Raw genomic sequence first — 12793 nt, forward strand, 5'->3', positions numbered from 1 at the left:
AATGACTTCTGTTCAGTCCTCGACCCGGTTGCCTTGCGGCAACCGGGTTCTTGATTTGGCCCAGACGCATGTCATGGGTATTCTCAATGTCACCCCTGATTCTTTCTCCGATGGTGGCCAATACAGCCAGCTTGACGCGGCCATGCGCCACGCCGAAGCCATGGTGGCGGCCGGCGCGACGCTGATCGACGTCGGTGGAGAGTCCACCCGCCCTGGTGCCAGGGTTGTGTCGCCACTCGAAGAGCTGGAGCGCGTAGCCCCTATCGTCGAGCGCATCAATCGCGAGCTGGATGTGATCATCTCGGTCGACACCTCAACGCCTGCCGTCATGCGAGAAGCAGCGCGCCTGGGTGCGGGCCTGATCAACGATGTGCGTTCGTTGCGACGCGATGGTGCCCTGGATGCTGCTGCTGCCACCGGGCTGCCGGTTTGTCTGATGCACATGCTGGGCGAGCCGGGCGATATGCAGGACAATCCGCAGTATCAGGATGTCACCCGGGAGGTCGGCGAGTTTCTCGTCGAGCGCATGCATCAGTGTTCATTGGCGGGTATTCCAGCTGAGCGGATCATTCTTGATCCCGGCTTTGGCTTCGCCAAAACCTTGCAGCACAATTTGAGTTTGTTCAAACATATGGAAGCCCTGCATGCCTTGGGGCGGCCCCTGTTGGTCGGGGTTTCGCGTAAGAGCATGATTGGTCAGGCATTGAATCGTCCGGTGGGAGACCGGCTGTATGGTGGTTTGGCGCTCGCGACGCTGGCTTTGGCGAAAGGTGCGCGTATATTGCGCGTCCATGATGTAGCCGAAACGGTGGATGTGGTGCGGATGATCGCCGCAGTGGAATCAGCCGAATAAGAATGATGGAGCACTTATGAGCAAAAAATATTTTGGCACCGATGGTATTCGTGGGCGTGTCGGTGAGTACCCGATTACTCCTGATTTCATGCTCAAGCTCGGCTGGGCTGCAGGCATGGCTTTCCGCAAGATGGGCGCCTGCAAGGTATTGGTAGGCAAGGACACCCGGATCTCCGGCTACATGTTTGAGTCGGCGCTTGAAGCGGGGCTGACGTCGGCAGGTGCCGATGTGATGCTGCTGGGGCCGATGCCGACTCCGGCGATTGCCTACCTGACGCGCACTTTCCATGCCGAGGCAGGCATCGTCATCAGTGCGTCGCATAATCCGCATGATGACAATGGCATCAAGTTCTTCTCCGGCAAGGGCACCAAGCTGCCGGATGAAGTCGAACTGATGATCGAAGAGTTGCTCGATACGCCAATGACCGTGGTGGAGTCGAGCAAGATCGGCAAGGTGTCGCGAATCAACGATGCGTCGGGACGCTATATCGAATTCTGCAAGAGCAGCGTGCCGACCGGCACCAGCTTCTCGGGCATGAAGATCGTGATCGACTGCGCTCACGGTGCGACCTACAAAGTGGCGCCGAGCGTGTTCCGCGAGTTGGGCGCTGAAGTCGTCGTATTGTCGGCGCAGCCGAATGGATTGAACATCAACGACAATTGCGGTTCGACCCATATGGGGTCGCTGCAGGCTGCCGTCGTGGCCGAGAAGGCTGATCTGGGCATTGCCTTCGATGGTGACGGTGATCGCGTTCAGATGGTCGATCACACGGGAGCGGTGGTGGACGGCGACGAATTGCTGTTCATCATTGCCCGTGACCTGCATGAGCGCGACAAGCTGCAGGGCGGCGTGGTCGGAACCCTGATGAGTAACCTGGGGCTGGAACTGGCCTTGGCGGATCTGGGCATTCCATTGGTACGCGCCAACGTCGGTGACCGCTATGTCATTGCCGAGCTGCTGGAGCGCAACTGGATCGTAGGTGGTGAAAACTCCGGACACATCGTGTGCTTCAGCCACACCACCACGGGCGATGCAATTATTGCGGCGCTGCAGGTGTTGATGGCGCTGGGCCGGCGTGACGAAGGTCTGGCGCAATCGCGGCAGGCGCTGCGCAAGTGTCCTCAGGTGCTGATCAATGTGCGATTCGGCGGCGGCGCAAGCCCTCTCGAGCATCCGTCGGTCAAGGAGGCCAGCGAGCGTGTGACCAAGGCCATGGCAGGTCGCGGGCGTGTGCTGTTGCGCAAGTCCGGAACCGAACCGCTGGTGCGTGTGATGGTCGAAGGCGAAGACGAAACGCAGGTTCGTGGGTATGCCGAAGAGCTGGCAAAACTGGTTACTGAAGTTTCTGCCTGAATTCGGCTTGCCAGCCATGATTGTGTTGGGTAACATCTGCGCCCACTTTGACCGACGAGGTACAGCATGCGTCGCCCTATGGTAGCTGGTAACTGGAAGATGCACGGTACCCGCGCCAGCGTCGCAGAGCTGATCAACGGCCTTCGTGACTTGGCCTTGCCGAGCAGTGTTGATGTTGCGGTATTCCCGCCTTTCCTGCATATCAATCAAGTGATTGAAGGCCTGGAAGGAAAGTCGATTTCGGTCGGCGCGCAGAATTCTGCGGTGGAATCCGGACAAGGTGCGTTGACCGGTGAAGTTGCACCGAGTCAGTTGGTGGATGCAGGTTGTTCCCTGGTGCTTGTCGGGCATTCCGAGCGCCGCCAGATTCTGGGGGAGCAGGACGCAATGCTGATCCGCAAGTTCGCAGCGGCACAGGCATGTGGCTTGACTCCGGTGTTGTGCATAGGGGAGACCCTGGAGCAACGTGAAGCCGGAAAAACTCTTGAGGTTGTCTCGCGTCAGCTTGGCAGTATCATTGAGGAGCTGGGTGTTGGTGCCTTTGCCAAGGCAGTGATCGCTTACGAGCCGGTCTGGGCCATTGGTACGGGGCTGACTGCAACGCCGCAACAGGCGCAGGATGTGCACGCAGCCATTCGCGCCCAGTTGGCGGCAGAGAATTCTGAAGTCGCACAAGGTGTGCGGCTTCTATACGGCGGCAGCGTGAAGGCGGCCAATGCGGTCGAACTGTTCGGCATGCCGGATATCGATGGGGGTCTCATTGGTGGGGCTTCCCTGAATGCAGATGAGTTCGGTGCGATCTGTCGCGCCGCGGGAAACTGAAAAAATGCTGGAAACAGTCGTAGTCGTTTTTCATCTGCTGGGTGCATTGGGCGTAGTAGCTCTGGTTTTGCTGCAGCAGGGTAAAGGTGCGGATGCTGGCGCGTCTTTCGGAGCAGGTGCTTCAAATACTGTGTTCGGAAGCCAAGGTTCCTCTACCTTTCTTAGTAAGTTTACTGCTATACTTGCCGCAGGTTTTTTCATAACCAGCTTGGGGTTAGGTTACTTTGCTAAAGAGAAGGCTCACCAGCTGACTCAAGTAGGTCTCCCAAATCCAGCGGTACTGGAAGTTCCAAAGCAACAACCGGCTTCTGATGATGTCCCGGTGCTTCAAGAGCAAAAGTCGGCTACTCCAGCGACTGACGTGCCTCCAGCTCAAGAGCAGAAGTAAGAAGGGTTTCAAACGTAGTATTGCCGAGGTGGTGGAATTGGTAGACACGCAACCTTGAGGTGGTTGTGCCCATAGGGTGTAGGGGTTCGAGTCCCCTTCTCGGTACCAATTAGTCAGGAGAGCCCGCTGTTGCGGGCTTTCTTGCAGGTGGAAGGTTACATTGACCCTGTAGGGGATCGGTCGTATACTTCCGCCCCAGCTTTGTCGCGGGGTGGAGCAGTCTGGTAGCTCGTCGGGCTCATAACCCGAAGGTCGTCGGTTCAAATCCGGCCCCCGCAACCAGTTTAAGGAGCCCCTTTTAAGGGGCTTTTTGTTAGCTGGACACTTTCAACGCCGCTGTTCGACGGCGTTTCAAGGATGGGCGTTTCGCCCATTTTTTTATTTTGCATAGCATGCACATACATGCACTAGGGGGTTCAGGTGTCGAGCAAGCTAGAAGAGTTGCAGGCCTTGCTGGCCCCGGTGGTCGTGGCCCTAGGCTATGAATGCTGGGGTATCGAGTTTTCGGCTCAGGGTCGTCACTCGATGTTGCGCGTTTATATCGATAAAGAAGGCGGCGTGCTGGTGGACGATTGCGCCATCGTCAGCCGTCAGATCAGCGGTGTGCTGGATGTTGAAGATCCAATCTCCGTTGAGTACACCCTTGAAGTTTCCTCGCCTGGCATGGAACGCCCTCTGTTCACTCTTGAGCAGTTTGCAAAATTTGCCGGTGAACAAGTGAAGATCAAGCTGCGCTCGCCTTTTGAAGGACGACGCAACTTTCAGGGCCTTCTGCGCGGCGTAGAAGAGCAGGATGTCGTGGTGCAGGTAGATGACCATGAGTTCCTGTTGCCGATCGATATGATCGACAAGGCCAACATTATTCCCAGTTTTGACTGAGGCGTGCCAGATACTGCGGATCCCGCGGATCCAATGGCTTGCGAAAGGCGAGGCGTACGATGAGCAAAGAAGTACTGCTGGTTGTTGAGTCGGTATCCAATGAAAAGGGCGTACCGGCAAACGTGATTTTTGAAGCGCTGGAGCTGGCCTTGGCCACTGCTACCAAAAAGCGTTTTGAAGACGAAGTTGATCTGCGTGTGGAAATCAACCGCCACACGGGTGCATACGAGACATTCCGTCGCTGGACGGTCGTCGAAGAAGCAGACCTGGACGATCCGGCCATCGAAACCTGGCCGAGCAAGGTTGCTGAAACGCATCCTGGCGCCAAGGTCGGTGACGTCGTAGAAGAGAAGATCGAGTCCATCGAGTTCGGCCGCATTGCCGCACAGACTGCCAAGCAAGTCATTGTGCAGAAAGTTCGCGAAGCCGAGCGCGCTCAGGTTGTTGACGCTTACCGCGAGCGCCTGGGTGAAATCATCTCCGGCACCGTGAAAAAAGTTACCCGCGACAACGTGATCGTTGATCTGGGCAACAACGCTGAAGCGTTGCTGGCCCGTGAAGACATCATTTCTCGCGAAACTTTCCGGGTTGGCGTGCGTCTGCGTGCGCTGCTCAAGGAAATCCGCACCGAGAACCGCGGCCCGCAGTTGATCCTGTCGCGTACCGCGCCGGAAATGCTGATCGAGTTGTTCCGCATCGAAGTGCCGGAAATTGCCGAAGGCCTGATCGAAGTGATGGCTGCGTCCCGTGATCCGGGTTCGCGCGCCAAGATCGCCGTTCGCTCCAAGGACAAACGCATCGACCCGCAGGGCGCTTGCATCGGTATGCGCGGTTCGCGCGTCCAGGCAGTGTCGGGTGAGTTGGGCGGTGAGCGTGTTGACATCGTCCTGTGGGACGACAACCCGGCTCAGTTCGTGATCAACGCCATGTCCCCGGCCGAGGTTGCGGCAATTATCGTTGACGAAGATGCCCATGCAATGGACATCGCCGTTGGCGCAGACAATCTGGCTCAGGCCATCGGTCGCGGTGGTCAGAACGTGCGTCTGGCCAGCCAGTTGACTGGCTGGACCCTGAACGTGATGACCGAATCGGACATCCAGGCTAAACAGCAAGCAGAAACCGGCGACATCCTGCGCAACTTTATCGACGAGCTGGAAGTCGACGAAGAACTGGCTCAGGTGCTGGTTGATGAAGGCTTCACCAGCCTGGAAGAGATTGCCTACGTACCGTTGGAAGAAATGCTCAACATCGACGGCTTTGACGAGGAAATCGTCAACGAGCTTCGCGCTCGTGCCAAGGATCGCTTGTTGACCAAAGCCATCGCTACTGAGGAAAAGCTGGCAGACGCCCATCCGGCCGAAGACCTGCTCTCGCTTGAGGGTATGGACAAGGATTTGGCGATGGAACTGGCGGTGCGCGGCGTAATTACCCGCGAAGACCTGGCCGAGCAGTCTATTGACGACCTGCTCGACATCGACGGCATTGACGATGATCGTGCCGGCAAGTTGATCATGGCCGCCCGAGCCCACTGGTTCGAGTAATTAGGCGCGGCCTGAGGAGAGAAGTGCATGACGCAAGTCACGGTGAAACAACTGGCCGATGAGGTCAAAACACCGGTAGAGCGCCTGTTGCAGCAGATGCGTGAGGCAGGTCTGCCGCACACCGCCGCCGAAGAAAGTGTGACTGACAGTGAGAAGCAATCGTTGCTGACTCACTTGAAAAGCAGCCACAAGGCGAAAGTGGAAGAACCACGCAAGATTACGCTGCAGCGTAAAACCACCAGCACCCTGCGTGTTGCTGGCAGCAAGAGCATCAGCGTTGAAGTACGCAAGAAGAAAGTCTTCGTACAGCGCAGCCCGGAAGAAATCGAAGCCGAGCGCAAGCGTGAACTGGATGAACGTCGCGCAGTAGAAAATGCTGCTCGTCAGAAGGCTGAAGAAGAAGCCAAGCGTCGCGCCGAAGAAGAAGCGCGTCGCCAGCCTGCTGCTGCGCCGACCGCTCAAGCCGAACCTGTTGCAGCGCCTGCTGCGGTGGCCGAGCCAGTTCGCGAAAGCGCACCGGTTGTGGCGGCTGCTCCAGCTCCTGCGGCCGATACCCGCAAGCGCGACGAACAGCGCCGTCCGGACAAGCCACGTGCCGACGACAACAATCGTCGCGGTAGCGGCGATGGCGAGCGCAAAAACGCTCCGCATCGTGCTTCGGTCAAGGAAAAGGCTCCGGCTCCACGTGTTGCCCCACGTACTACCGACGAAGAAAGCGATGGCTTCCGTCGTGGTGGTCGCGGCAAGGCCAAGCTGAAGAAGCGCAACGCCCACGGTTTCCAGAGCCCGACCGGCCCTGTCGTGCGTGAAGTGAAGATCGGCGAAACCATCACTGTTGGCGATCTCGCCCAGCAGATGTCGGTGAAGGCTGCTGAAATCATCAAGTTCATGTTCAAACTGGGTACTCCAGCGACCATCAACCAGGTACTGGATCAGGAAACTGCCCAGTTGGTTGCCGAGGAACTGGGCCACAAAGTGACCCTGGTCAGCGACACCGCCCTGGAAGATTCCCTGGCCGAGTCCCTGAAGTTTGAAGGCGAGGCAGTTTCCCGTGCACCAGTCGTGACCGTAATGGGCCACGTTGACCACGGTAAGACTTCCCTGCTCGACTACATCCGTCGTGCCAAGGTTGCTGCTGGCGAAGCCGGTGGTATCACCCAGCACATCGGCGCATACCACGTTGAAACCGACCGTGGCATGGTGACGTTCCTCGACACCCCTGGTCACGCCGCGTTTACCGCAATGCGTGCCCGTGGTGCCAAGGCGACCGACATCGTGATCCTGGTGGTTGCAGCGGACGACGGCGTGATGCCGCAGACCATTGAAGCTGTCCAGCACGCGGTAGCGGCTGGTGTGCCACTGGTTGTTGCAGTGAACAAGATCGACAAGCCAGGTGCTGACCTCGATCGCATCCGTAGCGAACTGTCGGTTCACGGCGTGACGTCGGAAGAGTGGGGTGGTGACACTCCGTTCGTACCGGTCTCGGCGAAGATGGGTACTGGCGTCGACGAACTGCTCGAAGCCGTATTGCTGCAAGCCGAAGTCCTGGAACTGACTGCAACTCCGTCGGCTCCTGGTCGTGGCGTCGTGGTTGAATCGCGTCTGGACAAGGGCCGTGGCCCGGTGGCTACCGTTCTGGTTCAAGACGGTACCCTGCGCCAAGGCGACATGGTCCTGGTCGGTTCGAACTATGGCCGTGTACGTGCCATGCTCGACGAGAACGGCAAGCCAATCAAGGAAGCCGGTCCGGCCATCCCTGTCGAGATTCTCGGCCTGGACGGTACCCCGGACGCTGGCGACGAGATGAGCGTGGTTGCCGACGAGAAGAAAGCCCGTGAAGTGGCTTTGTTCCGTCAAGGCAAGTTCCGCGAAGTCAAACTGGCTCGCGCTCACGCCGGCAAGCTGGAAAACATCTTCGAAAACATGGGTCAGGAAGAGAAGAAGACGCTCAACATCGTCCTCAAATCCGACGTCCGTGGTTCGCTGGAAGCGTTGAACGGTGCCTTGAACGGCCTGGGTAACGACGAAGTGCAAGTGCGTGTAGTGGGTGGCGGTGTCGGTGGTATCACCGAATCCGATGCCAACCTGGCACTGGCCTCCAACGCTGTACTGTTCGGCTTCAACGTGCGTGCCGATGCCGGCGCGCGCAAGATCGTCGAGCAGGAAGGTCTGGATATGCGTTACTACAACGTGATCTACGACATCATCGAAGACGTCAAGAAAGCCCTGACCGGTATGCTCGGCAGCGATGTTCGCGAGAACATCCTGGGTATCGCCGAAGTGCGTGACGTGTTCCGTTCGCCGAAGTTTGGCGCGATCGCCGGTTGCATGGTTATCGAAGGTGTTGTTCACCGTAACCGTCCAATCCGTGTACTGCGTGAAGACATCGTTATCTTCGAAGGCGAGCTGGAATCCCTGCGCCGCTTCAAGGATGACGCTTCCGAAGTACGTGCCGGCATGGAATGCGGTATCGGCGTGAAGAGCTACAACGACGTTAAAGTCGGTGACAAGATCGAAGTCTTCGAGAAGGTGCAGGTTGCTCGCAGCCTCTAACTCGCGCACTTCAGGAGCCGTGACGGGTCGTCGCATGCAAATGCGCAATTCGTCACCAGGACTCTAAACGCAACGCCCGGTCTGGCTTTTGTCAGGCCGGGCGTTTGCCGCTTTCAGACCTCACGGGTTTCACCGTGGGGCAGTAACAGGTAACAAGACATGGCAAAAGAATATAGCCGTACCCAACGCATCGGCGATCAGATGCAGCGTGAGCTGGCACAACTGATCCGTCGTGAAGTCAAAGACCCGCGCGTCGGCCTGGTCACCATTACCGCAGTGGAAGTCAGCCGTGACGTCGGTCACGCCAAGATCTTCATCACCGTGATGGGACAGGACAGCGCCGAAGAAATTGCACAAAGCATCAAGGTGCTCAACTCTGCCGCCGGTTTCCTGCGCATGCAGTTGGCTCGCGAGATGAAGCTGCGCAGCGTTCCACAGTTGCACTTCCACTACGACGAAAGCGTCGTGCGTGGTGCGCATCTGTCGGCATTGATCGAGCGCGCAGTGGCTGAAGACAATCAGCATCCGGTTGCGGCAGAAGCCGAAGACACCAAGGAGTAATCGGTGGCTCAGGTCAAACGTATCCGTCGTAACGTCAGCGGCATTATCCTTCTCGACAAACCGCTGGGCTTCACCTCCAACGCGGCCTTGCAGAAGGTTCGCTGGTTGCTGAACGCCGAAAAGGCAGGTCATACCGGCAGTCTCGATCCCTTGGCCACCGGTGTGTTGCCGCTGTGCTTCGGCGAGGCGACCAAGTTCTCGCAATACCTGCTCGATTCCGACAAGGGTTATGAAACCCTGGCGCAACTGGGCAAGACCACCACCACGGCGGATGCCGAAGGTGAAGTTTTGCAGGAGCGCCCGGTGACCGTTGGTCGCCCCGATATCGAGGCTGTACTGCCCAAATTTCGTGGGCAAATCAGTCAGATACCGCCGATGTACTCGGCACTCAAGCGTGATGGCCAGCCGCTGTACAAGCTGGCTCGTGCAGGCGAAGTAGTGGAGCGCGAACCGCGTTCTGTTACTATTACGCGCTTGGAATTGCTGGCCTTCGAAGGTGATACTGCGCGGCTGGCGGTGGATTGCAGCAAAGGCACCTATATCCGTACCCTGGTGGAGGATATCGGTGAGCAACTCGGTTGTGGCGCTTACGTTGCAGAACTGCGACGTACCCAGGCCGGGCCATTCACCCTGGCGCAGACGGTTACCCTCGAAGAGCTGGAAGCGGTACATGCCGAAGGCGGCAACGAAGCGGTCGATCGCTTCCTGATGCCATCGGACAGCGGCCTGCTGGATTGGCCACTGTTGCAGTTCTCGGAAGCGAGTGCGTTCTACTGGCTCAACGGCCAGCCGGTACGTGCCCCGGATGCTCCGAAGTTCGGCATGGTGCGGGTACAGGATCACAATGGTCGCTTCATCGGTATCGGTGAAGTGAGCGAAGACGGGCGCATCGCGCCGCGTCGACTGATTCGGTCAGAATGACCGGACGAGGGTGGCTGTCAACAGGCACGGTCACTACTCATTTTTAGATACAGGGATTTGTCCCTGGCCTGTTGAAACTGTTTTTCTGAAACAGTTTCCTGATAAAAGGATTGCCTCATGGCTCTCGACGTTCAAGAAAAAGCTCAAATCGTAGCTGACTACCAGCAAGCTGTTGGTGACACCGGTTCGCCAGAAGTGCAAGTTGCACTGCTGACCGCCAACATCAACAAACTGCAAGGTCACTTCAAGGCCAACGGTAAAGACCACCACTCCCGTCGTGGTCTGATCCGCATGGTTAACCAGCGTCGTAAGCTGCTGGACTACCTGAAAGGCAAGGATCTGGGTCGCTATCAGACTCTGATCGGTCGCCTGGGTCTGCGTCGCTAATAAGCGATTGCGCTAGAGGTTGGTTGTCTGTCGTGCACCAGCGGGTTTCCCGCCGGCGCATGGCAGGCTCCCAGCCTCAAGTTTTATCTGGATACCTGCTTTGCCTGAGTAACACCTGGACAAACCGGTCGGGCCGATTCCCGGCGTTGCCCAAGAATTTCGCAAGAAACCAGTTCCCCCAAGAGCCACAAAGAAGGTAGGACACCGTGAACCCGGTAATCAAAAAATTCCAGTTCGGTCAGTCGACCGTTACCCTCGAGACTGGCCGTATCGCCCGTCAGGCCTCCGGCGCAGTATTGGTCACCGTTGACGACGACGTCAGCGTATTGGTGACCGTAGTCGGTGCAAAACAAGCCGATCCGGGCAAGGGCTTCTTCCCTCTGTCTGTTCACTACCAGGAAAAGACTTACGCTGCCGGTAAGATCCCTGGCGGTTTCTTCAAGCGTGAAGGCCGTCCTTCCGAGAAAGAAACCCTGACTTCCCGACTGATCGACCGTCCGATCCGTCCGCTGTTCCCGGAAGGCTTCATGAACGAAGTGCAGGTTGTCTGCACCGTCGTTTCCACCAGCAAGAAGACCGATCCGGACATCGCTGCGATGATCGGTACCTCGGCTGCGCTGGCGATCTCCGGCATTCCTTTCGATGGCCCGATCGGCGCTGCCCGCGTTGCGTTCCACGAAAGCACCGGTTACCTGCTGAACCCGACTTACGAGCAACAGGCTGCTTCGAGCCTGGACATGGTCGTTGCCGGTACTTCGGACGCTGTGCTGATGGTTGAATCGGAAGCCAAAGAGCTGACCGAAGACCAGATGCTGGGCGCGGTACTGTTTGCTCACGACGAGTTCCAGGTTGTGATCAACGCCGTCAAAGAACTGGCCGCTGAAGCTGCCAAGCCAACCTGGACCTGGGCTCCTGCGCCAGAAGCCACCGAACTGCTGGGCGCTATCCGTGCCGAGTTCGGCGAAGCGATCTCCCAGGCCTACACCATCACCGTCAAGGCCGACCGTTACGCTCGCCTGGGCGAGTTGAAGGACCAGGTCGTTGCCAAGCTGTCCGGTGAAGAAGGCCAGCCTTCTTCCAGCGAAGTCAAAGCGGCTTTCGGCGAAATCGAATACCGCACCGTTCGCGAAAACATCGTTAACGGCAAGCCACGTATCGACGGTCGCGACACCAAGACCGTACGTCCGTTGAACATCGAAGTCGGCGTACTGCCTAAAACCCACGGTTCGGCTCTGTTCACCCGTGGCGAAACCCAGGCTCTGGTCGTTGCAACTCTGGGTACTGCCCGTGATGCACAGCTGCTGGACACCCTGGAAGGCGAGAAGAAAGACCCGTTCATGCTGCACTACAACTTCCCTCCGTTCTCGGTAGGCGAGTGTGGTCGCATGGGTGGCGCTGGTCGTCGCGAAATCGGTCACGGCCGTCTGGCCCGTCGTTCGGTTTCGGCCATGCTGCCTGCCGCTGACGTGTTCCCGTACACCATCCGTGTTGTGTCGGAAATCACCGAGTCCAACGGTTCGAGCTCGATGGCTTCCGTTTGCGGCGCTTCCCTGGCCCTGATGGACGCTGGTGTGCCGATGAAGGCGCCGGTTGCCGGTATCGCCATGGGTCTGGTTAAAGAAGGCGAGAAATTCGCCGTCCTGACCGACATCCTGGGTGACGAAGACCACCTGGGCGACATGGACTTCAAGGTAGCCGGTACCGCCAAAGGCGTCACCGCGCTGCAGATGGACATCAAGATCAAGGGCATCACCGAAGAGATCATGGAAATCGCTCTGGGCCAGGCCCTGGAAGCGCGCCTGAACATCCTCGGCCAGATGAACCAGATCATTGGCCAGTCGCGTACCGAACTGTCGGCCAACGCTCCGACCATGATCGCGATGAAGATCGACACCGACAAAATCCGTGATGTCATCGGTAAAGGCGGCGCGACCATTCGTGCGATCTGTGAAGAAACCAAGGCTTCGATCGACATCGAAGACGACGGTTCGATCAAGATCTTCGGCGAAACCAAGGAAGCGGCTGAAGCAGCACGTCAGCGCGTTCTGGGCATCACCGCTGAAGCCGAGATCGGCAAGATCTACGTCGGTAAGGTTGAGCGCATCGTCGACTTCGGCGCATTCGTCAACATCCTGCCGGGCAAGGACGGTCTGGTTCACATCTCCATGCTGAGCGATGCTCGCGTTGAGAAAGTGACCGACATCCTGAAAGAAGGCCAGGAAGTGGAAGTGCTGGTACTGGACGTGGACAACCGCGGCCGTATCAAACTGTCCATCAAAGACGTGGCGGCAGCCAAGGCTTCGGGCGTTTAATCACGCCTCACGCCTGACCGCTTCAACGTTATAAAAAATGCCCCGCCGTGAAAACGGTGGGGCATTTTTTTGTCTGTAGATCACAGAGTTGATTGACGACGTTGCCGTTGCTGAAACTCGGTGCTAGGTTTAGCCCACCGCCCGTGTAGCTCAGCCGGTAGAGCAGCGCACTCGTAACGCGAAGGTCGCAGGTTCGATTCCTGTCTCGGGCACCATATCTCC

At 57.9% G+C, this 12793-nt stretch carries 11 protein-coding genes and 3 tRNA genes; all 14 read left to right on the forward strand.

The features are described 5' to 3' along the window. Position 1: 1 nt before the first annotated feature. The 14 genes from folP (at position 2) to KGA98_RS17245 (ending at position 12786) form a co-directional block, all read left to right on the forward strand. On the forward strand, positions 2–853 hold the full coding sequence (folP, locus tag KGA98_RS17180) for a dihydropteroate synthase (protein ID WP_223502893.1): 852 nt from the start codon (positions 2–4) through the stop codon (positions 851–853). Positions 854–869: 16 nt separating this feature from the next. Beyond that, entirely contained in the window at positions 870–2207 is a 1338-nt protein-coding gene (gene glmM, locus KGA98_RS17185) for a phosphoglucosamine mutase (RefSeq protein WP_223502894.1), read from the forward strand. 66 nt (positions 2208–2273) lie between these two features. After that, positions 2274–3029 (forward strand): triose-phosphate isomerase, encoded by a 756-nt coding sequence (tpiA, locus tag KGA98_RS17190; RefSeq protein ID WP_218494887.1) that lies wholly within the window; start codon positions 2274–2276, stop codon positions 3027–3029. Positions 3030–3033: 4 nt separating this feature from the next. Then, entirely contained in the window at positions 3034–3417 is a 384-nt protein-coding gene (gene secG / locus KGA98_RS17195) for a preprotein translocase subunit SecG (RefSeq protein WP_017336473.1), read from the forward strand. 22 nt (positions 3418–3439) lie between these two features. Beyond that, positions 3440–3525 (forward strand) — tRNA-Leu (locus tag KGA98_RS17200). 97 nt (positions 3526–3622) lie between these two features. Further along, positions 3623–3699, forward strand: a tRNA-Met gene (locus KGA98_RS17205). Between the two features lie 138 nt (positions 3700–3837). Beyond that, positions 3838–4296: a ribosome maturation factor RimP gene (rimP, locus tag KGA98_RS17210; protein ID WP_007915250.1), complete on the forward strand. Its 459-nt coding sequence runs from the start codon at positions 3838–3840 to the stop codon at positions 4294–4296. Between the two features lie 59 nt (positions 4297–4355). Further along, on the forward strand, positions 4356–5837 hold the full coding sequence (gene nusA / locus KGA98_RS17215; protein WP_007988680.1) for a transcription termination factor NusA: 1482 nt from the start codon (positions 4356–4358) through the stop codon (positions 5835–5837). A gap of 27 nt (positions 5838–5864) precedes the next feature. After that, the gene (gene infB / locus KGA98_RS17220; protein ID WP_057716474.1) at positions 5865–8390 is read left to right on the forward strand and encodes a translation initiation factor IF-2; all 2526 of its coding nucleotides are present in this window, start codon (positions 5865–5867) and stop codon (positions 8388–8390) included. A gap of 159 nt (positions 8391–8549) precedes the next feature. Further along, a complete protein-coding gene (rbfA, locus tag KGA98_RS17225; protein WP_007973108.1) occupies positions 8550–8951 on the forward strand; it encodes a 30S ribosome-binding factor RbfA in 402 nt (133 codons plus the stop codon). A 3-nt stretch (positions 8952–8954) separates the two neighbouring features. Continuing rightward, on the forward strand, positions 8955–9872 hold the full coding sequence (gene truB, locus KGA98_RS17230; RefSeq protein WP_090453040.1) for a tRNA pseudouridine(55) synthase TruB: 918 nt from the start codon (positions 8955–8957) through the stop codon (positions 9870–9872). A gap of 117 nt (positions 9873–9989) precedes the next feature. Next, positions 9990–10259 carry a 30S ribosomal protein S15 gene (rpsO, locus tag KGA98_RS17235; protein ID WP_015093441.1) on the forward strand — a complete coding sequence of 90 codons (270 nt, stop codon included), beginning with the start codon at positions 9990–9992 and terminating at the stop codon, positions 10257–10259. 206 nt (positions 10260–10465) lie between these two features. Continuing rightward, a complete protein-coding gene (pnp, locus tag KGA98_RS17240) occupies positions 10466–12571 on the forward strand; it encodes a polyribonucleotide nucleotidyltransferase (RefSeq protein WP_007915263.1) in 2106 nt (701 codons plus the stop codon). A gap of 139 nt (positions 12572–12710) precedes the next feature. Next, positions 12711–12786, forward strand: a tRNA-Thr gene (locus tag KGA98_RS17245). Positions 12787–12793 lie beyond the last annotated feature (7 nt).

It is taken from the genome of Pseudomonas sp. BF-R-24, from assembly GCF_019947335.1.
Taxonomy (GTDB): Bacteria; Pseudomonadota; Gammaproteobacteria; order Pseudomonadales; family Pseudomonadaceae; genus Aquipseudomonas; species Aquipseudomonas jessenii.